The sequence below is a fragment of the Pseudomonas sp. FW305-28 genome (genome assembly GCF_017351395.1).
In the GTDB taxonomy this organism is placed as follows: Bacteria; Pseudomonadota; Gammaproteobacteria; order Pseudomonadales; family Pseudomonadaceae; genus Aquipseudomonas; species Aquipseudomonas fluorescens_AA.
Genome location: NZ_JACNDD010000096.1, coordinates 1 through 25,723 on the forward strand (window position 1 = coordinate 1; position 25,723 = coordinate 25,723).

19 protein-coding genes, 1 tRNA gene and 2 pseudogenes are annotated in these 25,723 nt (G+C 61.1%); 16 read left to right on the top strand and 6 right to left on the bottom strand.

All coding sequences use genetic code 11. From position 1 onward, the window contains the following. Window positions 1-18: 18 nt before the first annotated feature. The 3 genes from J4E53_RS20760 to J4E53_RS20770 all read left to right on the top strand — a co-directional run bounded on the left by J4E53_RS20760 (window position 19) and on the right by J4E53_RS20770 (window position 4,142). Entirely contained in the window at window positions 19-1,290 is a 1,272-nt protein-coding gene (locus J4E53_RS20760) for a YeaH/YhbH family protein (protein WP_003206179.1), read from the top strand. Then, a complete protein-coding gene (locus tag J4E53_RS20765; protein ID WP_060740355.1) occupies window positions 1,287-2,852 on the top strand; it encodes a SpoVR family protein in 1,566 nt (521 codons plus the stop codon). Before J4E53_RS20760 ends, J4E53_RS20765 begins: the two co-directional genes overlap by 4 nt. A gap of 63 nt (window positions 2,853-2,915) precedes the next feature. Continuing rightward, window positions 2,916-4,142 (top strand): multifunctional CCA addition/repair protein, encoded by a 1,227-nt coding sequence (locus tag J4E53_RS20770; RefSeq protein ID WP_103308208.1) that lies wholly within the window; start codon window positions 2,916-2,918, stop codon window positions 4,140-4,142. A gap of 150 nt (window positions 4,143-4,292) precedes the next feature. Here J4E53_RS20770 and folK read toward each other — a convergent pair whose 3' ends face one another. Then, window positions 4,293-4,811, bottom strand: coding sequence for a 2-amino-4-hydroxy-6-hydroxymethyldihydropteridine diphosphokinase (folK, locus tag J4E53_RS20775; protein ID WP_060740353.1), 519 nt, complete (start codon window positions 4,809-4,811; stop codon window positions 4,293-4,295). After that, a complete protein-coding gene (gene folB, locus J4E53_RS20780) occupies window positions 4,802-5,155 on the bottom strand; it encodes a dihydroneopterin aldolase (protein WP_039590767.1) in 354 nt (117 codons plus the stop codon). The genes folK and folB overlap by 10 nt, the downstream gene beginning before the upstream one ends. 74 nt (window positions 5,156-5,229) lie before the next feature. Between folB and plsY the strand changes: the two genes are divergently transcribed. After that, window positions 5,230-5,799 (top strand): glycerol-3-phosphate 1-O-acyltransferase PlsY, encoded by a 570-nt coding sequence (gene plsY / locus J4E53_RS20785; RefSeq protein ID WP_060740351.1) that lies wholly within the window; start codon window positions 5,230-5,232, stop codon window positions 5,797-5,799. A gap of 8 nt (window positions 5,800-5,807) precedes the next feature. On the opposite strand, the gene tsaD is transcribed toward plsY, so the two are convergent. Beyond that, window positions 5,808-6,833 carry a tRNA (adenosine(37)-N6)-threonylcarbamoyltransferase complex transferase subunit TsaD gene (tsaD, locus tag J4E53_RS20790; RefSeq protein WP_103308207.1) on the bottom strand — a complete coding sequence of 342 codons (1,026 nt, stop codon included), beginning with the start codon at window positions 6,831-6,833 and terminating at the stop codon, window positions 5,808-5,810. Between the two features lie 199 nt (window positions 6,834-7,032). Here tsaD and rpsU point away from each other — a divergent pair, with 199 nt between their 5' ends. The 5 genes from rpsU (at window position 7,033) to J4E53_RS20815 (ending at window position 15,562) form a co-directional block, all read left to right on the top strand. Beyond that, window positions 7,033-7,248 carry a 30S ribosomal protein S21 gene (gene rpsU / locus J4E53_RS20795; RefSeq protein WP_002551877.1) on the top strand — a complete coding sequence of 72 codons (216 nt, stop codon included), beginning with the start codon at window positions 7,033-7,035 and terminating at the stop codon, window positions 7,246-7,248. A 478-nt stretch (window positions 7,249-7,726) separates the two neighbouring features. Then, window positions 7,727-9,685, top strand: a complete 1,959-nt coding sequence (dnaG, locus tag J4E53_RS20800) for a DNA primase (RefSeq protein WP_103308206.1) — start codon at window positions 7,727-7,729, stop codon at window positions 9,683-9,685. A gap of 67 nt (window positions 9,686-9,752) precedes the next feature. Next, window positions 9,753-11,600, top strand: a complete 1,848-nt coding sequence (gene rpoD / locus J4E53_RS20805) for an RNA polymerase sigma factor RpoD (RefSeq protein ID WP_060740348.1) — start codon at window positions 9,753-9,755, stop codon at window positions 11,598-11,600. 126 nt (window positions 11,601-11,726) lie between these two features. Next, entirely contained in the window at window positions 11,727-15,470 is a 3,744-nt protein-coding gene (locus J4E53_RS20810) for a bifunctional diguanylate cyclase/phosphodiesterase (protein ID WP_103308205.1), read from the top strand. Window positions 15,471-15,485: 15 nt separating this feature from the next. After that, a tRNA-Ile gene (locus tag J4E53_RS20815) sits at window positions 15,486-15,562 on the top strand. Between the two features lie 187 nt (window positions 15,563-15,749). Here the strand turns inward: J4E53_RS20815 and J4E53_RS30815 are convergent. Beyond that, window positions 15,750-15,878, bottom strand: a pseudogene (locus tag J4E53_RS30815) (transcriptional regulator); the annotation flags it as partial. 284 nt (window positions 15,879-16,162) lie between these two features. Between J4E53_RS30815 and J4E53_RS20820 the strand changes: the two are divergent. Continuing rightward, a complete protein-coding gene (locus J4E53_RS20820; RefSeq protein WP_256587140.1) occupies window positions 16,163-18,526 on the top strand; it encodes a hypothetical protein in 2,364 nt (787 codons plus the stop codon). Window positions 18,527-18,561: 35 nt separating this feature from the next. Then, window positions 18,562-19,023 carry an Lrp/AsnC family transcriptional regulator gene (locus J4E53_RS20825; protein ID WP_060743121.1) on the top strand — a complete coding sequence of 154 codons (462 nt, stop codon included), beginning with the start codon at window positions 18,562-18,564 and terminating at the stop codon, window positions 19,021-19,023. A gap of 125 nt (window positions 19,024-19,148) precedes the next feature. Here J4E53_RS20825 and J4E53_RS20830 read toward each other — a convergent pair whose 3' ends face one another. Next, window positions 19,149-19,463 carry an XRE family transcriptional regulator gene (locus tag J4E53_RS20830; protein WP_025215812.1) on the bottom strand — a complete coding sequence of 105 codons (315 nt, stop codon included), beginning with the start codon at window positions 19,461-19,463 and terminating at the stop codon, window positions 19,149-19,151. Further along, window positions 19,456-19,821 carry a type II toxin-antitoxin system RelE/ParE family toxin gene (locus tag J4E53_RS20835; RefSeq protein WP_060740345.1) on the bottom strand — a complete coding sequence of 122 codons (366 nt, stop codon included), beginning with the start codon at window positions 19,819-19,821 and terminating at the stop codon, window positions 19,456-19,458. Before J4E53_RS20835 ends, J4E53_RS20830 begins: the two co-directional genes overlap by 8 nt. Before the next feature lie 358 nt (window positions 19,822-20,179). Between J4E53_RS20835 and J4E53_RS20840 the strand changes: the two genes are divergently transcribed. The 5 genes and pseudogenes from J4E53_RS20840 to J4E53_RS20860 all read left to right on the top strand — a co-directional run. Further along, a complete protein-coding gene (locus tag J4E53_RS20840) occupies window positions 20,180-21,862 on the top strand; it encodes an NAD(P)/FAD-dependent oxidoreductase (protein WP_103308203.1) in 1,683 nt (560 codons plus the stop codon). Between the two features lie 12 nt (window positions 21,863-21,874). Continuing rightward, window positions 21,875-22,669 carry a carbon-nitrogen hydrolase family protein gene (locus tag J4E53_RS20845; protein ID WP_060740343.1) on the top strand — a complete coding sequence of 265 codons (795 nt, stop codon included), beginning with the start codon at window positions 21,875-21,877 and terminating at the stop codon, window positions 22,667-22,669. 62 nt (window positions 22,670-22,731) lie between these two features. Then, window positions 22,732-25,164 (top strand): pyrroloquinoline quinone biosynthesis protein PqqF, encoded by a 2,433-nt coding sequence (gene pqqF / locus J4E53_RS20850; protein ID WP_103308202.1) that lies wholly within the window; start codon window positions 22,732-22,734, stop codon window positions 25,162-25,164. 170 nt (window positions 25,165-25,334) lie between these two features. Further along, window positions 25,335-25,409 (top strand): pyrroloquinoline quinone precursor peptide PqqA, encoded by a 75-nt coding sequence (gene pqqA, locus J4E53_RS20855; RefSeq protein ID WP_003177660.1) that lies wholly within the window; start codon window positions 25,335-25,337, stop codon window positions 25,407-25,409. A gap of 80 nt (window positions 25,410-25,489) precedes the next feature. Continuing rightward, a pseudogene (locus J4E53_RS20860) lies at window positions 25,490-25,723 on the top strand (pyrroloquinoline quinone biosynthesis protein B); the annotation flags it as partial.

The window sequence follows — 25,723 nt, forward strand, 5'->3', positions numbered from 1 at the left end:
GCTCCCCTGGAGGGGCCTATGAGCTATGTGATCGACCGACGCCTTAATGGCAAGAACAAGAGCACGGTGAACCGCCAGCGGTTTCTGCGGCGTTACCGCGACCACATCAAGAAGGCCGTCGAAGAGGCGGTCAGCCGGCGCTCCATTACCGATATGGAACACGGCGAGCAGATCAGCATCCCCGGCCGCGACATCGACGAGCCGGTGCTTCACCATGGTCGCGGCGGCAAACAGACCGTCGTGCACCCTGGCAACAAGGAATTCACCAGTGGCGAGCACATCCCCCGGCCCCAGGGCGGCGGTGGCGGCAAGGGCCCTGGCAAGGCCGGCAATTCCGGCGAAGGCATGGATGAGTTTGTCTTCCAGATCACCCAGGAGGAATTCCTGGAGTTCATGTTCGAGGACCTGGAGCTGCCGAACCTGGTCAAGCGCAACCTGACCGGTACCGACACCTTCAAGACCGTGCGTGCCGGTATCAGCAATGAAGGCAACCCGTCACGCATCAACATCATCCGCACCCTTCGTTCGGCCCACGCCCGACGCATCGCGCTGTCGGGCAGCAGCCGGGCCAAACTGCGCGAAGCCAAGGAAGAACTGGCTCGCCTGAAACGCGAAGAACCCGACAATTTCGGCGACATTCAGGACCTCGAAGCGGAAATCGAGAAACTCAGCGCACGCATCCACCGCGTCCCGTTCCTCGATACGTTCGACCTCAAGTACAACCTGCTGGTGAAACAGCCAAACCCCAGCTCCAAGGCGGTGATGTTTTGCCTGATGGACGTTTCCGGCTCCATGACCCAGGCCACCAAGGACATCGCCAAGCGCTTCTTCATCCTGCTGTACCTGTTCCTGAAACGGAACTACGACAAGATCGATGTGGTGTTCATCCGCCACCACACCAGCGCCCGGGAAGTGGATGAAGAGGAGTTCTTCTACTCCAGGGAAACCGGCGGCACCATTGTCTCCAGTGCCCTGAAGCTGATGCAGGAAATCATGGCCGAACGCTACCCCGCCAACGAATGGAACATCTATGCGGCCCAGGCGTCGGACGGTGACAACTGGAACGACGATTCACCAATCTGCCGTGACATCCTGATCAACCAGATCATGCCGTTCGTCCAGTACTACACCTATGTGGAAATTACTCCACGGGAACACCAGGCATTGTGGTACGAATACGAACGGATTGCCGAAGCATTTTCCGACACATTTGCCCAACAGCAACTGGTCTCGGCCGGGGATATCTACCCGGTCTTCCGTGAACTCTTCCAGCGCAGGTTAGTGACATGACCGCCAAAAAAGAGCAGAAACGCCAGCCCATTTCCACCGGCTCCGAATGGACGTTCGAGCTGATCAAGGCCTACGACCGCGAAATCAGCCGTATCGCGGACCGTTATGCCCTCGACACCTACCCGAACCAGATCGAGGTGATCACCGCCGAGCAAATGATGGACGCCTACGCGTCGGTCGGCATGCCGCTGGGCTATCACCACTGGTCCTACGGCAAGCACTTCCTCAGCACAGAGAAATCCTACAGCCGCGGCCAGATGGGGCTGGCCTATGAGATCGTGATCAATTCCGACCCCTGCATCGCCTACCTGATGGAAGAAAACACCATCTGCATGCAGGCACTGGTGGTGGCGCATGCCTGCTACGGGCACAACAGCTTCTTCAAGGGCAACTACCTGTTCCGCACCTGGACCGATGCCAGTTCGATCATCGACTACCTGGTGTTCGCCAAGCAGTACATCATGCAATGCGAGGAGCGCCACGGTATCGACGCGGTGGAGGACCTGCTGGACTCCTGCCACGCCCTGATGAACTACGGCGTGGACCGCTACAAACGACCGTATCCGATTTCCGCCGAAGAAGAACGCCGGCGCCAGAAGGACCGAGAAGAACACCTGCAAAAACAGATCAACGATCTATGGCGCACCATTCCCAAGGGTGCGGACAAGTACAACGAAAAAGACAACGCCCGCTTCCCTGCCGAGCCCCAGGAGAACATTCTCTATTTCATTGAAAAACATGCGCCGCTGCTGGAACCGTGGCAGCGGGAAATCGTGCGCATCGTGCGCAAGATCGCCCAGTATTTCTATCCACAGCGCCAAACCCAGGTAATGAACGAAGGCTGGGCCACGTTCTGGCACTACACGCTGATGAACGACCTGTACGACGAAGGCCTGGTCACCGACGGCTTCATGATGGAGTTCCTGACGTCACACACCAGCGTGGTGTTCCAACCTGGCTTCGACAGCCCGTACTACAGCGGCATCAATCCTTACGCACTGGGTTTCGCCATGTACCGCGACATTCGGCGCATGTGCGAGAACCCTACCGAGGAAGATCGTCGCTGGTTCCCGGAAATCGCCGGTTCGGACTGGTTGTCCGCCATTAAATTCGCCATGAGCAGCTTCAAGGACGAAAGTTTTATCCTGCAGTACCTTTCGCCCAAGGTGATCCGCGACCTGAAACTGTTCAGCATCCTGGATGACGACCAGAAAGATGACCTGGTGGTACCCGCCATTCACGATGAGAGCGGCTATCGCATCATCCGCGAAACCCTGGCGGCGCAGTACAACCTGGGTAATCGCGAGCCCAACGTGCAGATCTACAGCATCGACCGCCGCGGAGACCGCTCGCTGACCCTGCGGCACCAGGCCCACAACCGCAAACCACTGGGTGACTCCACCGATGAAGTGCTCAAGCACCTGCATCGCCTCTGGGGCTTCGACATCCACCTGGAAACCCTGCAAGGCGACCAAGTGATGAAAACCCATCATGTACCGCCCAGGGGCGAACAAGCCGAAGGCGATTATGGCCGCCTGGACTTGGCCGTCATTCATCTTTGATCCCGTTTTCGCCTCCGGACGTCCGACGCAAAGGTTATCCTGTCGGACCAACGGAGGTTTTTTATGCAGATCTATAAAGTTGGCGGCGCCGTACGCGATCGCCTGCTGGGCATTCCCATCACCGACGTCGATCGGGTCGTCGTGGGAGCCACCGCCGAGGAAATGCTCGCCAAGGGTTTTCGCCCCGTGGGGGCCGACTTTCCGGTATTCCTCGACCCGAAGACCGGCGAGGAATACGCCCTCGCCCGCACTGAGCGCAAAAGCGGCCGCGGCTATGGCGGCTTCGTGTTCCATGCCAGCCCTGAAGTCACTCTGGAAGAAGACCTGGTCCGCCGGGACTTGACCATCAACGCCATGGCTGAAGATGACCATGGCAACTTGACCGATCCGTACCACGGCCAACGCGATCTCGAAGCCCGGGTGCTGCGTCACGTTTCCCCCGCTTTCGCCGAAGATCCGCTCCGAGTCCTGCGGGTTGCCCGCTTTGCCGCGCGTTATGCGCCGCTGGGTTTCAAGGTGGCGAGCGAAACCCTTGAGCTGATGCGCCAGCTCAGCGAGTCCGGCGAACTGGAGGCGTTGACGGCCGAGCGCAGCTGGAAAGAAATTTCCCGCGCCCTCATGGAAAAGCAACCGCAGGTATTTATCCAGGTCTTGCGCGACTGCACGGCCCTCAAGGTCTTGATGCCCGAAGTCGACGCGCTGTTTGGCGTGCCACAACCTGAAGCCCATCACCCGGAAATCGATACCGGCGTCCATACCCTGAGCGTGTTGGAACAGGCGGCACTGCATCAACAGCCGTTGACGGTCCGCTGGGCCTGCCTGCTCCATGACCTGGGTAAAGGCCTGACGCCCCAGCACGAATGGCCGCGACACATCGCCCATGAGCACACGGGCTTGAAGCTGATCAAAGTCGTAAACGAGCGCTTCAAGGCGCCGCGCGACTGCCAGGAACTGGCGTTATTGGTGGGCCAGTACCATACCCATGGTCATCGCGCGCTTGAACTGAAGGCATCTACCCTGCTTGAACTGCTACAAAGTTTTGATGTGTACCGTCGGCCCCAGCGCTTCGAGGAATTCATTGCGGCCTGCGAGATGGACGCGCGCGGGCGCAAGGGGCTTGAGCAGCGAAGTTATCCACAGGCTGATTATCTGCGGGGCGCTGCGGCAGCGGCCCGCTCAGTGGCGGTGCAGCCTTTGCTGGAAAAAGGCTTCAAGGGGCCGGAGCTGGGTGAGGCGATCAAGCGTGAGCGGCTCAAGGCATTGAAAAGCTACAAAGAAGCGGCGAGCTGACGGGAGGTCGTGTCAGTTTGTATTTTGGCTGGATGTTCCGCCGTCATCGCGAGCAAGCTCGCTCCCACAGTGACTCTCAGTGGACACATGTCTTGTGTTCGACTGAAATCCTCTGTGGGAGCGAGCTTGCTCGCGATGGCGGCAGGCGCCTCACAGCAGGCTGGACGGCGTAAGCTGCTGGCCGCGCCACTCGAAAGCCACCGGCGCCAGCACCTGGTCGATCTGCGACTCTTCCCACAACGTGGCGAAGCTTTTGCCCACTCCTGGGTGAACCCGATCCGGCGCGATCAACGACAAAGGCCACAAGACGAAGGCGTTCTTGAGGATTTCCGTACGTGGCAGGATCAGCCCGTCGAAGTTGCCGACCTGTTCGCCATACAACAACACGTCGATATCCAGTGGCAGCCCCTTGCGGTCCGGCGCATAGCGACCGTTGTCCGCCTCGATGAACTTGAGGCGACGATCCAACTCCATCAGCGGCAGGTCCGTGAAGGCCGAGACGACAAAATTGAAGAACGGCCCGCTCTTGATCCCCACCGGCTGGCTCTCGAACACGGCCGAACAGCGCATGTCCACGAGAAAACCGGCCAAGGCCTCAAGACCGGCGCGCAAATGGGTTTCGCGCTCGATATTGCTGCCGAGCCCGAGAAAAACCTGAGTCAGCGACATCCGCGCTCGATCTCCACGCCAACGCCGCTGGCCGCCGGTACGGCGCCAGGCTTGGTCACCTTCAGACGCAGCCAGGTGATCTTGAACTCGTCCATCAGCTCCTGGGCCAGTCGTTCGGCGAAGGTCTCGACCAACTGGAACTGCGCTTGTTCGGCAAACGCCTGGATGCGCGACGAGACGCTGGCATAGTCGAGTGCCAGGGTCAGGTCGTCGCCCGCGGCGGCCGGGCGGTTGTCCCAGGCGAAGCTCAGGTCAAGCCGCAAGCACTGTCGGATACCTCGCTCCCAGTCGTAGGCACCGATTACCGTGTCGACTTCCAGGCCCTCGATAAACACTCTGTCCAAGCACTCTTCTCCGCAGCACGACAAGGGCGCGATGCCCCGTTAGAATCAGGGCGTCCTCGCCCGGAATAGTTAGCATGTTTTGGTTACTGGCGATTCTCGCCTACCTGCTCGGCTCGCTGTCCTTCGCCATTTTGCTCAGCCGCCTGACCGGTCGCCCGGATCCGCGAATGAGTGGCTCAGGCAATGCCGGCGCCACCAACATGCTGCGCCTGGCCGGACGCAAACTCGCCATCCTGACCCTGCTGGGCGACCTCTGCAAAGGCCTTGTCCCGGTATTGATCGCCAGCCTTGCAGGGCTCTCGTTGCAGCAACAGGCCTGGATCGGCGTCTGCGCCGTCATCGGCCACTTGTTCCCACTGTACTTCCGTTTCCGTGGCGGCAAGGGTGTCGCCACCGCCGCCGGCATGCTGCTGGGCCTGTACCCGCCCGCCGCCCTGCTGGCTGTCTGTGCCTGGCTGCTGACGTTCTACCTGACCCGCACCAGCTCCCTGGCCGCGCTGATCGCCACGCCGTTGACCCTGCCATTGCTGGCCTGGCAGGAACCGGCGGCCTTGCTGCCAATGACCGTGCTGGTTGCACTGATCGTCTGGCGCCACCGAGGCAATCTACGCGACCTGTTCGCCGGGCGCGAACGGCATTTTTAAATACCGTTTCACAGAGGTGCCAACTGCTCCATGGGCCAGCGCGCCTGCACACTGATTGCCAGGCTTTCCTGCTGACCGGCTTGCAAACGCTGGCAGCCGGCAAAAGCAATCATTGCGCCGTTATCTGTGCAGAACTCCGGCCGGGCGTAGTAAACGTCGCCCTTCATGTCACCGAGCATTTTCTCCAGCGATGTGCGCAAGGCCTTGTTCGCACTCACGCCCCCGGCGATCACCAGGCGCTTGAGGCCGGCCTGCTTCAGGGCACGCTTGCACTTGATGGTCAAAGTCTCCACCACGGCCTGCTGGAACGCCAGCGAGATGTCGCAACGGGCTTGCTCACTGTCGTCCCCGGCGCTGACACACTGCTGCCAGGTGTTCAGGGCGAAAGTCTTCAGCCCACTGAAACTGAAATCCAGGCCGGGGCGGTCGCACATCGGCCGCGGGAACACGAAGCGCCCATCGACCCCTTGGTTTGCAAGCCGGGAAATTTCCGGCCCACCGGGATAATTGAGCCCCATCATTTTTGCAGTCTTGTCGAATGCTTCGCCGGCGGCATCGTCGAGGGTTTCGCCGAGCAGCTCGTATTGGCCGATGCCATCGACCCGGATGAGCTGTGTATGGCCACCCGATACCAACAAAGCGACGAACGGGAATTGTGGCGGTTGCGCCTCCAGCATCGGCGCCAGCAAGTGGCCTTCCATGTGATGCACGCCCAGGGCTGGAATATCCCAGGCAAAGGCCAGCGCCTGGGCACAGGAAGCGCCCACCAGCAACGCGCCCACCAGGCCCGGGCCGGCAGTGTAGGCGATGCCGTCGATCTCGGTCGGCATGCAGCCGGCTTCGGCCAGGACCTGGCGGATCAAGGGCAGCATGCGCTTGACGTGATCGCGGGAGGCAAGTTCGGGCACTACCCCGCCGTAGGCGCGGTGCAGGTCGATCTGGCTGAACAGCGCATCGGCCAGCAGGCCGCGCTCACTGTCGTAAAGTGCGACACCGGTTTCATCGCAGGAGGTTTCTAATCCCAGTACTAGCATGGGTTTGCGCCTTGTAGAGGCTGAATTCGAAGGCGCGCATAATAGTCGCCGCGTTGTGCCCCGACCAGCGGTTTTCGATCAGAGGCTTTGCATTCCGAGCGTTGAGGGGTTAACATCCGCAACCCTTAAAAACCGACGTCTTCAAGTGCTCTTTTGCCGCGAGGATGTTGACCCCGGTAATGAATGAAGGTAGCTCTGGATGCCAGCCGTCAAAGTAAAAGAGAACGAACCCTTCGACGTAGCTCTGCGTCGTTTCAAGCGCTCCTGCGAAAAAGCCGGTGTTCTGGCTGAAGTTCGTAGCCGCGAATTCTACGAGAAGCCGACTTCTGAGCGTAAGCGCAAGGCAGCAGCCGCTGTTAAGCGTCACGCCAAGAAAGTTCAGCGCGAACAGCGCCGCGCCGTACGTCTGTACTAATACACAGACGTCCGTAGCAAGCTTCTGCCAAGCCCGGCCTTCAAGCCGGGCTTATGGCATTTGCGGAATAACGCTTGATGCTTCACCGTCAAAGCCGCAGACGCGACCAAGACAACCGTTTCACCGCGTCAGACCTGGCTCTTTTGCCAGCGGTGCACGTCTTTCCTGACGAGCCTTCCAAGGCTACCGACGAGCACACCCTGATTCCTCTAACGACGATCAGCCCAAGGCACCTGCCTGCGTGCCCGCTTCATGAGCTATCCGAGGCCTGACCGGCCGTTACCGGACTCAGCGCAACACATTCAAACAGTCGAATACTGATAGTTATTAACGTCAGTGGATTATCGGCAGATACACTTCCCGACAGCGATGATGCAGACGACCCGGTCGAGCCACCGATTCAGCGTGCCTCAAACCCAGACCCGGTTACGCCTGCCGATTTCGGGTCCATATTTCGCGCAGTGATGATGAGAACGCCATGGCCGGGCTGATTCCCCAGAGCTTTATTGACGACCTCCTGAACCGCACCGACATCGTCGACGTGGTCAGCTCTCGCCTGCAAATGAAGAAAGCAGGCAAGAACTACACGGCCTGCTGCCCGTTTCACAAAGAGAAAACGCCCTCTTTCAGCGTCAGCCCCGACAAGCAGTTCTACTATTGCTTCGGTTGCGGCGCGGGCGGCAATGCCCTCGGCTTCATCATGGACCACGACAACCTGGACTTCCCCCAGGCCGTCGAAGAACTGGCCAAAGCCGCCGGCATGGAAATTCCCCGCGAGGAAAGCGGTCGACCGCACAAGCCGCGCCAACCGACCGACTCACCGCTCTACCCACTACTGACGGCGGCGGCCGATTTCTATCGCCAGGCCCTCAAGAGCCACCCGGCGCGCAAGGCCGCGGTGGATTACCTCAAGGGCCGCGGCCTGACTGGCGAAATCGCCCGGGATTTCGGCCTCGGCTTCGCCCCGCCCGGCTGGGACAACCTGTACAAGCATCTAAGCAGCGACACGCTGCAGCAGCGCGCCATGATCGACGCAGGCCTGCTGATCGAAAACGCCGAAACCGGCAAGCGCTACGACCGCTTCCGCGACAGGGTCATGTTTCCGATCCGCGACACGCGCGGGCGGATCATCGCCTTTGGCGGCCGGGTGCTGGGCGATGACAAGCCGAAGTACCTGAACTCCCCGGAAACCCCAGTGTTCCATAAGGGCCAGGAACTCTACGGCCTGTTCGAAGCGCGCAAGAACAACCGCAACCTCGACGAAATCATCGTCGTCGAGGGCTACATGGACGTGATAGCCCTGGCCCAGCAAGGCCTGCGCAATGCCGTCGCGACCCTGGGCACGGCCACCAGCGAAGAGCATATGAAGCGCCTGTTTCGCGTCGTGCCCAACGTGCTGTTCTGCTTCGACGGCGACCAGGCCGGTCGCAACGCTGCCTGGCGCGCACTGGAGGCCACCTTGCCGTGCCTGCAGGACGGCCGGCGGGCACGCTTCCTGTTCCTGCCCGAGGGCGAGGACCCCGACACCCTGGTGCGTTCCGAAGGCACCGACGCGTTCCGTGCGCGGATCAACCAGCACGCACAACCGTTGGCCGACTATTTTTTCCAGCAGTTGACCGAAGAAGCCGATCCACGCTCCCTCGAAGGCAAGGCCCACATGGCCACCCTCGCGGCGCCGCTGATCGACAAGGTGCCCGGTGCCAATCTGCGCACGCTCATGCGCCAGCGCCTGACCGAGATCACCGGCCTCAACAGCGAAGCGGTCAATCAACTGGTGCACAGCGCCCCCCAGGAGGCGCCGCCGGCGTATGACCCGGGCATCGATTACGACGCGATGCCGGATTTCGCCGACTATCATCAACCCCAGCAGGATTACGCCCCCCAGCAGGAATGGACGCCGAAAAAACCCGGCAGCGGCGGCAAGAAATGGGACAAGAAACCCTGGGACAAGAACGGCAAGCGCGGCGATCGCGACCAGCCACGTGCCCCGCGCGTGCCGGCCGCCGTCGAACCCCCAACACTGGCCGCTTTGCGCACCTTGCTGCATCACCCGCAACTGGCGGAAAAAGTAGAGGACGCAGGGCACTTCGCCGCCGAGGACCACAGCAATACGCAATTGCTGGTCGCTCTCCTTGAAGCCGTGCAGAAGAACCCCAAGCTAAACTCTTTCCAGTTGATCGCACGGTGGCACGGTACCGAGCAGGGACGCCTCTTGAAGGCCTTGGCCGAGAAGGAATGGCTGATTGATGGAGACAACCTTGAACAACAGTTTTTCGACACCATTACTAGCTTGTCCGCCCGCCAACGCGAGCGAAACCTGGAACAACTTCTGCGAAAAGCTCGCCAGAGCGAGTTGACCAGCGAAGAGAAAAACCAATTGCGCGACTTACTCAGCCGCAATGTTTGCGCATCAAACCCGACCTCAACTGGCGCGTGAGGTCACAGCTCAGGTATAATCCTCGGCTTGTTTTTTGCCCGCCAAGACCTTCAGTGGATAGGGTGTTATGTCCGGAAAAGCGCAACAGCAGTCTCGTATCAAAGAGTTGATCCTATTGGGTCGTGAGCAGGGCTACCTGACTTACGCGGAGGTCAACGACCACCTGCCGGAGGATATTTCAGATCCGGAACAGGTGGAAGACATCATCCGCATGATCAACGACATGGGGATCAACGTATTCGAGGTTGCTCCAGATAAGGATGCCCTTATGCTGGCCGACGCCGATACCGACGAGGCGGCCGCTGAAGAAGCGGCCGCAGCGTTGGCAGCGGTCGAGACCGACATTGGTCGCACCACGGACCCCGTGCGCATGTACATGCGTGAAATGGGTACGGTAGAGCTCCTCACACGTGAAGGCGAAATCGAAATCGCCAAGCGTATTGAAGAAGGCATCCGTGAAGTGATGGGCGCAATTGCGCACTTCCCTGGCACGGTTGACCATATTCTCTCCGAGTACACCCGCGTCACCACCGAAGGTGGCCGCCTGTCCGACGTCCTGAGCGGCTATATCGACCCGGATGACGGCATTGCGCCGCCTGCCGCCGAAGTGCCGCCGCCGATCGATGCGAAAGCCGTCAAGGCCGACGACGACACCGATGACGACGACGCCGAAGCGAGCGACGACGAGGAAGAAGCCGAAAGCGGTCCGGATCCGGTCATCGCCGCACAGCGTTTCGGCGCTGTCGCCGACCAGATGGAAATCACCCGCAAGGCGCTGAAGAAGCACGGCCGCAACAACAAGCAGGCGATTGCCGAGTTGTTGGCGCTGGCCGAGTTGTTCATGCCGATCAAACTGGTGCCGAAGCAATTCGAAGGCCTGGTTGAGCGTGTTCGCAGTGCCCTGGATCGCTTGCGTCAGCAAGAGCGCGCAATCATGCAGCTTTGCGTGCGTGATGCCCGCATGCCACGTGCTGATTTCCTGCGCCAGTTCCCGGGCAACGAAGTCGACGAAAGCTGGACCGATGCACTGGCCAAGGGCAAGAGCAAATACGCCGAAGCCATTGCCCGCCTGCAGCCGGACATCATTCGTTGCCAGCAGAAGCTCAGTGCGCTGGAGGCCGAGACCGGCCTGAGCATCGCCGAGATCAAGGACATCAACCGTCGCATGTCGATCGGCGAGGCCAAGGCCCGTCGCGCGAAGAAAGAGATGGTCGAAGCGAACTTGCGTCTGGTGATCTCCATCGCCAAGAAGTACACCAACCGCGGCCTGCAATTCCTCGACCTGATCCAGGAAGGCAACATCGGCCTGATGAAGGCGGTGGACAAGTTCGAATACCGTCGCGGCTACAAGTTCTCGACTTATGCCACCTGGTGGATCCGTCAGGCGATCACTCGCTCGATCGCCGACCAGGCCCGCACCATCCGTATCCCGGTGCACATGATCGAGACGATCAACAAGCTCAACCGCATTTCCCGGCAGATGCTGCAGGAAATGGGTCGCGAACCGACGCCGGAAGAGCTGGGCGAACGCATGGAAATGCCTGAGGACAAGATCCGCAAGGTATTGAAGATCGCCAAAGAGCCGATCTCCATGGAAACCCCGATCGGCGATGACGAAGACTCCCATCTGGGGGACTTCATCGAAGACTCCACCATGCAGTCTCCGATCGATGTCGCCACTGTCGAGAGTCTCAAGGAAGCGACTCGCGAAGTACTCTCCGGCCTCACTGCCCGTGAAGCCAAGGTACTGCGCATGCGCTTCGGCATCGACATGAATACCGACCACACCCTTGAGGAAGTCGGTAAGCAGTTCGATGTAACCCGCGAGCGGATTCGTCAGATCGAAGCCAAGGCGTTGCGCAAACTGCGCCACCCGACGCGAAGCGAGCATCTGCGCTCCTTCCTCGACGAGTGACCTTCAAAACCCCCGGCCCTGCCGGGGGTTTTGTTATGCGCAGATAAAATCCCCTTCGTTACGCTCCTCCCCCCCTGTTGCCCGTCTACACTCGAAACATCCTCCCCAAGCCATGACGAGACAGTGATGCCCAGACTGACGGCCGCGCTTTTGCTGTCATTGATCACCTGGACCGCAACAGCTGGCGCGTTGACGCTCACCGATGAGGAGCTCCGCTGGCTCAAGGACCACCCCGACCTGCGCCTGGGTGTCGACGCCTCATGGCCGCCGTTTGAGTTTCGCGACGATCAAGGCCGCTATCAGGGCCTGGCCGCCGACTACATCGAGATCATCCGTGAACGGTTGGCCGTCAGGCTCACGCCCGTCGAGCCGGCCAGCTGGACTGCCGTACTGGAACAGGTCGGACAGGGCAAGATCGACCTATTGCCTGGCATCATGTCCACTCCGGAGCGCCAGAATTACCTGGCATTTACCCGCCCCTACCTGGACTTCCCCATTGTCATCCTGGCCCATTACGGTGGCGCCCAGCCTCACAGCCTCAAGGAGCTGTATGGGCTGAAAATCGCCGTGGTGGAGAACTACGCGCCTCATGAATTGCTGCGCAACCATCATCCCGACCTGAACCTGGTGGCGCTGCCTAACGTCAGTTCAGCCCTGCAAGCACTGGCGACCGATGAAGTGGACGCGGTGGTGGGCGATCTCGCTTCCAGTGTCTGGAGCCTGCGCCAGCTCAAGCTCGAAGGCCTTTATGTCAGCGGGGAAACGCCTTATCGCTATCAATTGGCAATGGCCGTCCCTCGAGACAACAAGGTATTGGTGGGCATCCTGGACAAAGTCCTGGCAGACATGAGCCCGGCCGAGGTCGCCGAGATCCAGCAGAAGTGGATCGGCAATGTGCACGACTATGGCCAGCTCTGGTCCGATTTACTGTTTTACGGCCTGCCTGCGCTGCTGCTCCTGGTCGGCATACTGGCGGTGGTGATTCGCATCAATCGCCGGCTCAGCTCGGAAATCGCCCGTCGGGTGGAGCTTGAGCAGGAGCTGCGCAGCAGCGAATACCATTACCGTGGGCTGGTGGAGAGCCTGTCGGCCATTGCCTGGGAGGCAAGGGTCAGCGATTTCACCTACAGCTACGTATCGCCTCACGCCGAAGACCTGTTGGGCTATCCCCTCTCCCATTGGCTGGTCCCGGGCTTCTGGCGCAACATCATTCATCCGGCCGACCTGATCCGCGCCCAGACCTATTGCGACCATGAAGTGCTGGCGGGTCGCGATCACTGCATCGATTACCGGGTCATCACGGCCGATGGTCGCTGCCTGTGGGTGCGCGACATTGTCAGCCTGATCGAACACGGGCACGAGCCGCTGATGCGCGGATTGATGATCGATATCAGCGAAGCCAAGCGCACCGAGGAAGCGCTGCGTCTTTCGGAGCAGAAATTTGCCTCGGTGTTCCGCCAGTGTCCGGACATCCTGGTGATAGCCCGGCTGTTGGACGGTTGCCTGCTGGAGGTCAACAAGGCGTTCGAAGAGCAGATCGGCCTGAGTGCCGCAGAAGTGGTGGGGCACAACGCAACCGAACTGAATATCTGGGGCATCCAGGGCGTGGGGCCGAGCCTGTTGCAGCGTTTGCAGGCCGGCAGCATTCGCAACCTGGAAATGCCCTTTCGTCGCAGCAACGGCCAGGTATTCACCGGGCTGATCTCCGCTGAACCCTTCGACCTCGACACGACGCCAGCCCTGGTCGTGGTGGTGCGGGACATCAGCCAGCTCAAGGAAACCCAGCAGCAATTGCAGACCTCCGAAGAGAAGTTCGCCAAGGCGTTCCACGCCTCGCCCGATGGACTGCTGCTGTCCCGGCAAAGCGATGGCCTGTTGATCGAGGTCAACGAAGGGTTCAGCCGCATTACCGGCTTCAACAGCGCCCTGTCGGTGGACCGCTCTACCCTGGACCTGGGCATCTGGGTCAATCTCAACGAACGCAAGCAGATGCTCGACCTGTTGCAACGGGACGGCTTCGTGAAGGATTTCAGCTGCCATATCCGCCGCAACGACGGACAGATCCGGCTCTGCGAAGTGTCCAGCCGCCCCCTGCCCATCGGCAACGAAGACTGCATGCTGACCATCGCCCGGGACATCACCGAGCGCCACCTGATGCAGGAAAAACTGCAACAGGCCGCCACCGTGTTCGAAAGCACTGCCGAAGGCGTACTGATCACCGATACGCAACAGCACATCAGCGCCGTGAACCGGGCCTTCACCGAAATCACCGGCTACAGCGAAACCGAAGCCTTGGGCCATACGCCTCGGTTGTTGGCTTCCGGCCTGCATGACAGCGCGTTTTACGCCGCGATGTGGCACCAGTTGACCGCGGAGGGACACTGGCAGGGAGAGATCTCCAACCGACGCAAGAACGGCGAGCTGTACCCCAGTTGGCTGACCATCAGCGCGGTGCGCAATCGGGGCCGACAGATCACCCATTTCGTCGCGGTCTTCGCCGATATCTCCAGCCTCAAGCACGCCCAGGCCCGGCTCGACTACCAGGCTCACCACGACCCGCTGACGGGCCTGCCCAATCGCACGCTGTTCGAAAGCCGCTTGCTGGCGGCGCTCAACGGCCAGCAGGAAAACGGCGGCCAGGGTGCTGTGCTGTTCCTGGACCTGGACCGCTTCAAGCACATCAATGACAGCCTCGGGCACCCGGTCGGCGACCTGCTGCTCAAGGGCATTGCCGTGCGCTTGCGCGAGCAGTTGCGCGACATCGACACCGTGGCGCGCCTGGGCGGCGACGAATTCATTATCCTGCTGCCAGGCCTGCAACAGCCCAGCGATGCCGAGCACATCGCCCAAAAACTGTTGAACTGCTTTACCGCACCGTTCCAGGCCGGCGAGCACGAGTTTTTCATCAGCGCCAGCATCGGCACCAGCCTCTACCCCCAGGACGGCTGCGACGTCGCCACGCTGGTCAAGAATGCCGACGCGGCGATGTACCGCTCCAAGGCCAAGGGACGTAACCGGGTGGAAAGCTACACCCGCGACCTCACCGCCCAGGCGAGCGAGCGCGTGGCCCTGGAACACGAACTGCGCCGAGCGATTGAACGCAACGAGCTGTCACTGTCCTTCCAACCGAAAATCAGCCTCGCCGACAACCGACTGGTGGGGGCCGAGGCGCTGATTCGCTGGTATCACCCGACATTTGGCGACGTTCCCCCCGAACATTTCATCCCGTTGGCGGAAGAAAACGGCATGATCCTGCAAATTGGCGACTGGGTACTGGAACGCGCCTGCCGGCAACTGTGCGAATGGAACAGCACCTACGAAAGCCTCGGCTCCCTGTCGGTCAACCTGGCCGGCGCCCAACTGCGCCAGCCCAACCTGCTGGGGCGTATCGAACAACTGCTGCGCGAACACCAGCTCCGGCCCGACTTATTGCAACTGGAAATTACCGAGAACTTCATCATGAGCCAGGCCGAAGAGGCCCTGACGGTGCTGCACCAGTTGAAGAACCTCGGTGTGCAACTGGCCATCGACGACTTCGGCACGGGCTATTCCTCCCTGAGCTACCTCAAGCGCCTGCCGCTGGATATCCTCAAGATCGACCAGTCCTTCGTCCGCGGCCTGCCCGACGACCCACACGACGCAGCCATCGTGCGGGCAATCATCGCCCTGGGCCGCAGCATGCAATTCACCATCATCGCCGAGGGCGTCGAAACCCTGGCCCAGCAGCAATTCCTGGCCGAAGAAGGTTGCGAACAGATCCAGGGCTACATCGTCAGCCTGCCCCTGTGCGCCGACGAGTTTGCCGCAACGTTTCTTCGTGTGAGCGTATCGGATTTTTCGAATAGCACAGCCGAGAAACCGTCGCTATAATCCGCGACCTACTGAGGGCCTATAGCTCAGTTGGTTAGAGCAGAGGACTCATAATCCTTTGGTCCACGGTTCGAGTCCGTGTGGGCCCACCATACAAAAAGCCGCGCATTGCGCGGCTTTTGCGTTCTTGAGCCTGTTGACTCTTGCGCCCTAGGCGAAGGTCTTCATAAAACGGCTCTGCACACTGCCTGATGGCTGCGACCCCATTCGCTGCTTGTTCACAAAGTTCAGTCGAGCGGGTCAGCACCTGAGGCGTTGCTACCCGTAGCAAGGTCGTCATCAGTCGAACACTCCCTGGATTTCCTCAAGCGTAGGCATCGCAGCCGGTACCACGGCGAACTCACAATCCAGGGCCCCCAGGACTCGTGCATAGGCAAGCATCCCCACCGACGGGTCACCCTTTTCGAGCGGATATCCCCTCGCAGTTAACGTACTCACCTTTCACCGAAACATCCGTCCCCGAATCGACGTCAAAAGCTCGCCGTTGTTTGACCGCGATAGCAACTTTGGCAACTGCCCGCCCTCTTTCCTTGTTCCTCGACTCACCTGGAAGTAATACTCTGGGGAATTAACGACGGGCGAAGACCCCACGTCCCAGCCGTTCAACCTCCTCAAGCGAGATCCCCATCATCGCCAGCCCCAGCCTCTCCCGACTGTTTCTTGAACTGTTCTGGCAACTCGGCATCCTGCTGGTGCCGGCTTTTTTCGTCACGATATTGCCGCCTCCATTGGCTTTGTTGGCGGTGTTGTTCTTCGGCCTGCTGATGGGGCTTGCCGCACGATTCGGTTTTCTGTTGGCCGGGCGAGTCTGTGGCAGGTTGATCGTCGGCGCCGTGTTCGGCCTGGGTTTCAGCGTGGGTCGGGCCTTGCCTGAGTGGTGGGGCATCCTGGCGGCCATCGCCTGCATCGGCGGCGGGCTGGCGGGCGTCAGCACCTGGGAGCGGCGTCTGGGCTTGGCGCCCGTTTCTGGCAAGGGCGCCAGTGCCTGGGGTGGAAGCGAGCCGCAACTGACGCCTGAAGGCGAACCGATCCGGGTGTTCAACCACAGTGAAATCGCCATGGGCGGCCCCACCTATTGCGACTATCTGTTTCCCGATGGTGTGCTCCTGCAAGGCCTTGGCTCTTCGTCACTGTTCTCCCGCGACGGGCGCTATTTTGCGGCGACCGTACCGTCCCGGCAGAACTGGGGGCTGGTCGTCCTCGACCGTCAACAGCGCCAGGTGTACCGCTGTGCCGACAGCGAACTCTGGGAGTTGGACGCTTTTGACCTCGGCGTGTTGAGCGGGCGCCATAGCCCGCTGGTGGACGACAGCGTTCGCGAAATCCGACTGGAGGAACTGTTCCAGACGGCCAGCGTTACCCCCTTGGTCCCCTTCGCCGACCTCTGGCTGGACTCCGATTGGCATCCCGAGCAAGTTCAACATACCTTCGAGCGGCGTTCTGCGGACGGCCAGCACTGCCTGCGGGGCGACATTGCCTTGCCCGCGACATTTCGCGACCTGGCCCAGCCGCTGGAACCGCTGGTTTCACCGCGCTACGCCATCAGCGTCAACGGGCAACCGGCCGGCCTGTCGATGGCGGCCGATGCGCCGTTGGTATGGAGCAGCGATCAACGCGCCCTGGTGTGTCTGGCCCAGGAACAACCCCCTCATGCAGACGGCGACCAGTATTGGCTGTGGCAGCTCGACCTGGGCTGGCGCGCCCTGCCCTCGCCTTGGGTGAAGAGCGAAGCAGAACCGTCCTTCTATTGGCACGAGTTGCTGGGTCTCGACGCAAGCCATGTGCAGATCGGCTCGTACCTTGACTATCCGCGACCGGGCTCCGGGCGTTATGGCTACCGCTTGGACAGCATCCACGGCGATAGCGAGACCCAGGTCGGTCACGATGCCCAAGGTCGCGTGCAGGAGGGCGAGTTTGCGTTGACCCGCATGACCATCGCGATGCCGCTGGACAGCCAAGGCCAGCGCGGCGATTCATCCATCGAAACGCAGCCGATGCAGGACGGGGTGCGCGCACGGTTGACCTGGCTTGGCGATAATCCCGACGGGCTGGGCGGTTATCGCTGTCAGATCGGCGACTGGCAATTGCCTGGCCGCTGGTTGTTGGATCATCGGGTCTCCGATTGCGGACGTTACCTGGCCCTGCTGCCCTTCGACGGTGCAACGACGGTCGCGACCCACGGGGTGGTTGCCGATCTGAAGGAGCGACAGCTACTGCAGGGGCCCACGATGTGGGTCGCTCGCCTGCTCGATTTCCGCGCAGGCCGGCTGAGCCTGGCGGTGGTGGCCGGCCGTCTCGATCAAGACCTGGAGAGCAGCGCGCTGCAACGCTTCAATATCCCCGCGCCGCAGAGCGATAGCGACTCTTCGTTCTTTCAACCCGACGAGCAATCCCGGCTGTTCTACAACACCGTGGAGCTGCAGGTGACCGATTCACACCTGCACAGCGTTACACCTTGGCGTCTGGTGGATCGCCCGCAAGTGGCCAACGCCGATGGCGACTTCATCCAGCCCGCACCCGACCATCGAGATGCCGCCTGGTTGTTCGGCAGCGAGACGGAATATGCCGACAGTTGGATGCGGGCGCGGACGCCTCGGCTTGGCGGCCATCTGCTGACAGCATCAGGCTGCGCGTTGACCGACCTGGCACCCTCGATGATCTGGTCGGCGAATGGTCGCTATCTGGCCCTGACCTGTATGGCTACCGACGTGACCGAGCTGTGTGGCAGCTATCGAGGCTGGCAGTTGCTGCTGCTGGATGTCCAGGCGCACACGTTGCGAGTACATCCGCAATGGCTGGGTCAACGCCCTCTGTTTGAAGACTTCGCCGACGATCAGGTGCACGTGCGCTGTTTTGAACGCGATTGGGAAGCAGAGGACGACGAGGACCCAGGTTCAATACAGTCATTGCCTCTGACCCTTTTGCTGCAAGCGCCCGCTGAACAGCTGGTGTGCCAGGACGGTTTCTGGCTAAGGTCTACGCAAGTACACCTGGCCCCCGCCTGGCGAGCGTTGACCTTACCCGCCATTGGCTATTTCGAACGCGAGAGCCTGTAACATGCTCGCCATCGATGCCCACGCCGGAGCCCACCTTGCCTGACACCCGCCCTCCCGTCCTCGACGAAATCGACCGCCAACTGATCGCGGCCCTGCAAATCAATGCCCGGGAAAGCGTCGCCATGCTGGCCCGGCAGTTGGGTATCGCCCGCACGACCGTCACTTCGCGCTTGGCGCGCCTGGAAAAGACCAAGGTCATTACCGGGTATGGCGTGCGCCTGGGCCAACGGGTGATTGATGGCGGCTTGCAGGCTTACGTGGGCATCAAGGTGCAACCGCGCTCCGGCAAGGACGTGTTGCGACGCTTGAGCGCCATGGCCCAAGTCCAGCAACTGTGCGCGGTCAGCGGTGAGTTCGATTACGTCGCCTGGCTGCGCACCGATTCACCGGAACAACTGGACCAGTTGCTGGACCAGATCGGCAGCGTAGACGGTGTGGAGAAGACCACCACCTCCATCATCCTCAGCAGCAAGATCGATCGGGGCCAACCGGTCTAGCGCTTATACATGCGACTTACCTTGTGGGAGCGAGCTTGCTCGCGATAGCGGTCTGTCAGTCCACGAAAGTGCTGACTGAACCGGCGCTATCGCGAGCAAGCTCGCTCCCACAGGAATATCGCCAGTTACGGTGTTGGATGGGAGAAATTTTCGATCCTGACCTGCCCCTCTGGAAAGGTCGCGATAATCTCCAATTCCCCCCCCATGGCCCGGATGTAATTTCGCAACGTGCTGATGTACATATCCGTCCGACGCTCCATTTTCGAGACTGCCGCCTGGTTGATATGCAGTGCCTTGGCCAAGGCCTCCTGGCTCAACTCCTGCGCCTGGCGCAGCTCGTGCAACGGCATTTCTGCACGCAACGTCTGATACAGAGCCTGTGCACGAGCCTGGGAGTCAGGCGACCGACGCGCCATCAAGTCGGAAAATTTCTTAGCCATTGTCAAAGCCCTCTCTCTTCAATACTTCCAAATGCTCGTCATAGAGGCGTTCGGCCAAAGGCACATATTCCTGATACCAACGGCCCTGGCCGGTCTTGTCTCCCCCGATCAGCAGGATGGCGCAGCGGCGAGGATCAAACGCATAGAGCACACGATAAGGCCTACCCGCGTGTTGCACTCGTAACTCACGAAGGTTGCCATGGCGCGAACCCTTGATATCACTGGTGTGAGGAAAGCCCAGATACGGCCCGGTGTCGCCGAGCAGCATTACCGAGGCCTGTACAGAGTCTTGCTCTGACTCACAGAGACGGTTCCACCACCTCTCAAATTCGTCAGTGTATTCAACGTCCCATTTCATTCAAATATGCCACCCAGGATATATAACCTCAAGGGAATAACCATAGGAGTTTGGGCGGGTATCTGCTCCTGTTGATCGCGCAAGCAATTGCTAAGGAGAGTTTCTGTGGGAGCTTGCTCGCGATAGCGGTCTGTCAGTCCATGAAAGTGCTGACTGAACCGACGCTATCGCGAGCAAGCTCGCTCCCACAGGAATGCATTTCGTCACTACGTCTTACAATCACGTCAAAATGACTTATAACCACTCAAAACGACGACATATTGTGTCTTATTAACGTGTTCTACCCTCCCTAGAATGGCTGGCATCTTTCCTATACTCAGACGCGAACATCGCGTCGAGTCGCCCATCAAGGTCCGCCATGAACAAGAACAATCGCCACCCAGCAGACGGTAAGAAGCCCATCACCATTTTCGGGCCGGACTTTCCTTTCGCCTTTGACGACTGGATCGAGCACCCGGCGGGCCTGGGCAGCATTCCCGCCCACAACCACGGTACGGAAGTGGCGATTGTCGGTGCCGGGATCGCCGGCCTGGTGGCGGCGTACGAACTGATGAAGCTGGGGCTCAAGCCCGTAGTCTACGAGGCGTCGAAAATGGGCGGGCGCCTGCGCTCACAGGCGTTCAACGGCGCCGAAGGGGTGATCGCCGAGCTGGGCGGCATGCGTTTTCCGGTGTCATCCACCGCGTTCTACCATTACGTCGACAAACTGGGCCTGGAAACCAAACCCTTCCCCAACCCGCTGACCCCGGCGTCCGGCAGCACGGTCATCGACCTGGAAGGCCAGACCTATTACGCACAGAAACTGGCGGACCTTCCCGCACTGTTCCAGGAAGTCGCCGACGCCTGGGCCGATGCGCTGGAGGACGGTTCGCGCTTCGGCGACATCCAGCAGGCGATCCGCGACCGCGACGTGCCACGCCTCAAGGCGTTATGGAACACCTTGGTGCCGCTGTGGGACGACCGCACCTTCTACGACTTCGTCGCCACCTCCAAGGCGTTCGCCAAGCTCTCGTTCCAGCACCGCGAAGTGTTCGGCCAGGTCGGTTTCGGCACCGGCGGCTGGGATTCTGACTTCCCCAACTCGATGCTGGAAATCTTCCGCGTCGTGATGACCAACTGCGATGACCATCAGCACCTGGTGGTCGGTGGCGTCGAGCAGGTGCCCCACGGCATCTGGAACCATGTGCCGGACCGCTGTGCGCACTGGCCCGAAGGTACCAGCCTGAATTCGCTGCACCTGGGCGCCCCACGCAGCGGCGTGAAGCGCATTGCCCGCGCCGCCGATGGCCGGTTCAGCGTGACGGACGTGTGGGAAAACACCCGCGAGTACGCCGCCGTGCTGGTCACTTGCCAGAGCTGGTTGCTGACCACCCAGATCGAATGTGAAGAAGCGCTGTTCTCGCAAAAAATGTGGATGGCCCTGGACCGCACCCGCTACATGCAATCGTCGAAGACCTTCGTGATGGTCGACCGCCCATTTTGGAAGGACAAGGACCCGGAAACCGGGCGCGACCTGATGAGCATGACCCTGACCGACCGCCTGACCCGTGGCACTTACCTGTTCGACAACGGCGATGACAAGCCAGGGGTGATTTGCCTGTCGTATTCCTGGATGAGCGATGCGCTGAAAATGCTCCCGCATCCGGTGGAAAAACGCGTGAAGCTGGCCCTCGATGCCCTGAAGAAGATCTACCCCAAGGTGGACATCGCCGCACGGATCATCGGCGATCCGATCACCGTATCCTGGGAAGCCGACCCGCACTTCCTCGGTGCCTTCAAGGGCGCCCTGCCCGGCCACTATCGCTACAACCAGCGCATGTACGCGCATTTCATGCAAGACGACATGCCGGCCGAACAACGCGGGATCTTTATCGCTGGCGATGACGTCTCATGGACACCCGCCTGGGTCGAAGGCGCGGTACAGACCTCACTCAATGCCGTGTGGGGCATCATGAAGCACTTCGGCGGTGAAACTCACGCCGAGAACCCGGGTCCAGGTGATGTGTTCCATGAGATCGGTCCGATCGCCCTGCCTGAATAAAAGGAGTTTTCGATGCGCGTAGCCCTCTACCAATGCCCACCGCTGCCACTGGATCCGGCCGGCAACCTGCACCGCCTGCACCAGGTGGCGCTGGAAGCCAGGGGCGCCGATGTGCTGGTGCTGCCGGAGATGTTCATGACCGGCTACAACATCGGTGTCGATGCGGTGAATGTACTGGCCGAGGTCTACAACGGCGAATGGGCGCAGCAGATCGGCCGCATCGCCAAGGCAGCCAACCTGGCGATTGTCTATGGCTACCCGGAACGTGGCGAAGACGGGCAGATCTACAACGCGGTGCAACTGATCGACGCCCAGGGCGAGCGCCTGGCCAACTACCGCAAGAGCCACCTGTTCGGCGACCTTGATCACGCCATGTTCAGCGCCGGCGACTCAGCGCTGCCCATCGTCGAGCTCAACGGCTGGAAGCTCGGCCTGCTGATCTGCTACGACCTGGAATTCCCGGAAAACGCCCGACGCCTGGCCCTGGCCGGCGCCGAGCTGATCCTGGTGCCAACCGCCAACATGCAACCCTACGAGTTCATCGCCGACGTCACCGTGCGCGCCCGGGCCATCGAGAACCAGTGTTTCGTCGCGTACGCCAATTACTGCGGCCATGAAGCTGAATTGCAGTATTGCGGCCAAAGCAGCATCGCCGCACCGAATGGCAGTCGCCCGGCGCTGGCGGGGCTGGACGAGGCCTTGATCGTCGGTGAACTGGATCGACAACTGCTGGACGACTCCCGCGCGGCCTACAACTACCTGCACGATCGCCGTCCCGAGCTTTACGACGACCTGCACAAACACTGATTGAGGATTGAGAAAGGGCCCTGATCCGCTAGCATGGGCGCATCCTTGTTCTGGAAGCGCCCATGCCGGTCCCCGATTCCCTCCGCCCCCACACTGAAACCCTGGCCAACGGCTTGCGGGTGACATTACGTCATGTCCCGGGCCTCAAGCGCAGCGCCGCGGTACTGCGCGTCGCCGCTGGCAGCCATGATGCCCCCCTGGCCTGGCCGGGCATGGCGCACTTGCTCGAACACCTGTTCTTCCTCGGTACCGAACGGTTTCCCGCCGAGGAGAATCTGATGGCCTACGTGCAGCGGCACGGCGGTCAGGTCAATGCGCGCACCAGTGAACGCACCACGGATTTTTTCTTCGAGCTCCCTCCCGCAACCTTCGCCGACGGGCTGGAACGGCTGTGGGACATGCTCGCCCAGCCACGCCTGGATGAAGCCGAGCAGTTGCGGGAACGGGAAGTGTTGCACGCGGAGTTTATCGCCTGGTCCCAGGATGCGGCCGCCCAACGACAGCTTGCCTTGTATGACGGCGTTTCAGCGGCCCATCCGCTGCGGGGTTTTCACGCCGGCAATCGCGACAGCCTCGCCGTGGAACACGCCGAATTCCAAAGCGCATTGCACAACTTCTATCGCCGCTTTTACCAGAGCGGCCAGATGACGTTGAGCTTGGCCGGCCCACAAAGCATCGACGCCTTGAAAGCGCTGGCGCAACGGTTCGGCAGCCATGTATCGGCCGGTGAAGCGGTCGCTGGATCGTCGCCGCCAAGGCTGCTGGCATCGGCCCAGACGCGTTATCAACAGGCCCGGGAAGGTTGTCTCGACCTGCTGTTCGCCTTCGAAGCGTTGCCCGCCGCCTCCCCCCAAGCCTTGGACTTTCTCTGTACGTGGCTCAACTCCAGCAAACCGGGCGGCCTGCTCGCCACGTTGCGCCAGCGCGGCCTGGCGGACAGCCTCAAGGCCACTGCGTTGTATGAGTTTGCCGGACAAGGGCTGCTGCACATCGAGTTCAAGCACGGCAACGCTCAGGCAGCGGCGCAAATCCAGCCGTTGCTGCACGACTGGTTGGGATTCTTTGCCGCCCAGGACGACTGGGCGCCGTTGCGCCAGGAGTTCACCGCGTTGTTGCAGCGACGGCAGGAGACAGGTTCGGCCCTGCAGTTGGCCCGCTGGGATTGTGAAGGACGTGACACGCCGCTGCTGGCAAACGACCTCGTGAGGCTCAGGGAAATCCTCAGGCAACTGCACCCCGCCGATAACGTCGTGGAACCCTGGCAACTGCCCGCGCCCAATCCGTTCCTGCAAACACCAAGCGAAGCGCCTCGCGCCGGGCTGATACGCGGCCAGACCAGCGCCCACCGCGGCTTGCGCACCTTCGCCCAGGATCGCTCCCGGGGCCGGCGGGAACGCTCGCCCATGCAGTTCAGCCAGGCACTGCCAGACAACGGTCGTGAAGGCGCGGTGTACCTGCGCTGGCAACTGACGACCCAGGCACCGCCCGACGTTCAATCCAGGCTCGACCGGCACCTGCAGGATGTGCGCGAAGAGGCTCGGCAGGCTGGCGTGGACGTCAGTTTCGAAGCGTCCGCCCATCAATGGCTGCTAAAATTGGTCGGCTTGCAGGCACCGCTGCCGCTGGTGCTCGAACACGTTCTGGCGAAGCTTGCCCAACCCCTGCCAATGGCCCAGGCCGGTGATGAAACGCCGTCGATGCCGATTCGACAGCTGTTGAAGGCGCTGCCGAATCATTGCCGGCAATCGTCAACGTTACCCATGCCCGACAGCCATCAAGACGTATGGACAACGGCCCGCTGGGATGGGCTGTCCATCGGTCTGTCGGCCGCCACCCAAGGGGCGCTTGGCCCGGCGTTGGCCCGTGTGCAGGGCGTTGTCGGCGAGGACGTCAGCCTGGCGACGGCGTCGCGCGGGCAACGCATCTGGCATAGGCTCCAGACCCACGGTGAAGAATCGGCCGTGTTGCTGTTTTGCCCGACCGCCACCTCGGTGCTCGCCGACGAAGCCGCCTGGCGGTGGCTGGCGCAGCTGTGCCAGACGCCGTTCTACCAGCGCCTGCGCGTCGAGTTGCAGGTGGGTTATGCGGTGTTCAGCGGCTTGAAGCAGGTCGATGGGCAAACCGGAGTGTTGTTCGGCGTCCAATCGCCCAGCCTTTCGGTGGCGGAACTGATCGCCCACCTCGAGCAATTCCTGGCCGGGTTACCGGCGCTGATCCAGCAGCTTGATGATGCGTCCCTTGCCCGTCAGCAGCAGGCACTCGCCGCCCAACTCCAGAGCAGTGCCCTGCCCTTCGCCCAGGCCGCCGAACTGCTCTGGCAGGGCAAGCTGGCCGGCCGCCCGTCGGATTATCTTGAGCAGTTGTCTGCTGCCATCCTGTGCCTGGATCGCGCCCGGCTCGAGGCTGCCGCCCAGGGTTTGCTCGATGCGCAAGGGGGATGGTATTGCCTGAGCAACGGCGCCTGCCCACCAGAACACTGGCAAGCGGCGCGGTGATCATTGCAGCCGCTGTAATGAGCTTTCTTCGAGAATCGCGGCGAACGAATTTGTCAGATTTAGTAACATAGGCGCCTAAGCATCTGAACATCTCCGAACGGAGGTGGACTATATGTATAGGTCTCCACCGTTCCATCGAACCAAAGTCCCCCAACCAAAGGAGTATTCCCATGTCCTGGTCCAAACCCGCATATATCGACCTGCGTATCGGTTTCGAAGTCACCATGTACTTCGCCAGCCGTTGATTGCTGCAGGCGATTAAGCACGCAGCACTACGCCTCGGCCAGCCGAGGCGTTTTTATTTCGGTTTGCAGATGGAGCAGCCATGTTCGTCCAGATTCTAGGTTCCGCCGCCGGTGGCGGTTTCCCCCAGTGGAACTGCAACTGCGCCAACTGCGCAGGTTTTCGCAACGGCAGCCTGCGGGCCCAGGCGCGTACCCAGTCGTCCATCGCCCTGTCCGATGACGGTGTGAACTGGGTGCTGTGCAACGCCTCCCCGGACATTCGCGCCCAGCTCCAGGGCTTCGCCCCGATGCAGCCTGGCCGGGCCCTGCGCGAT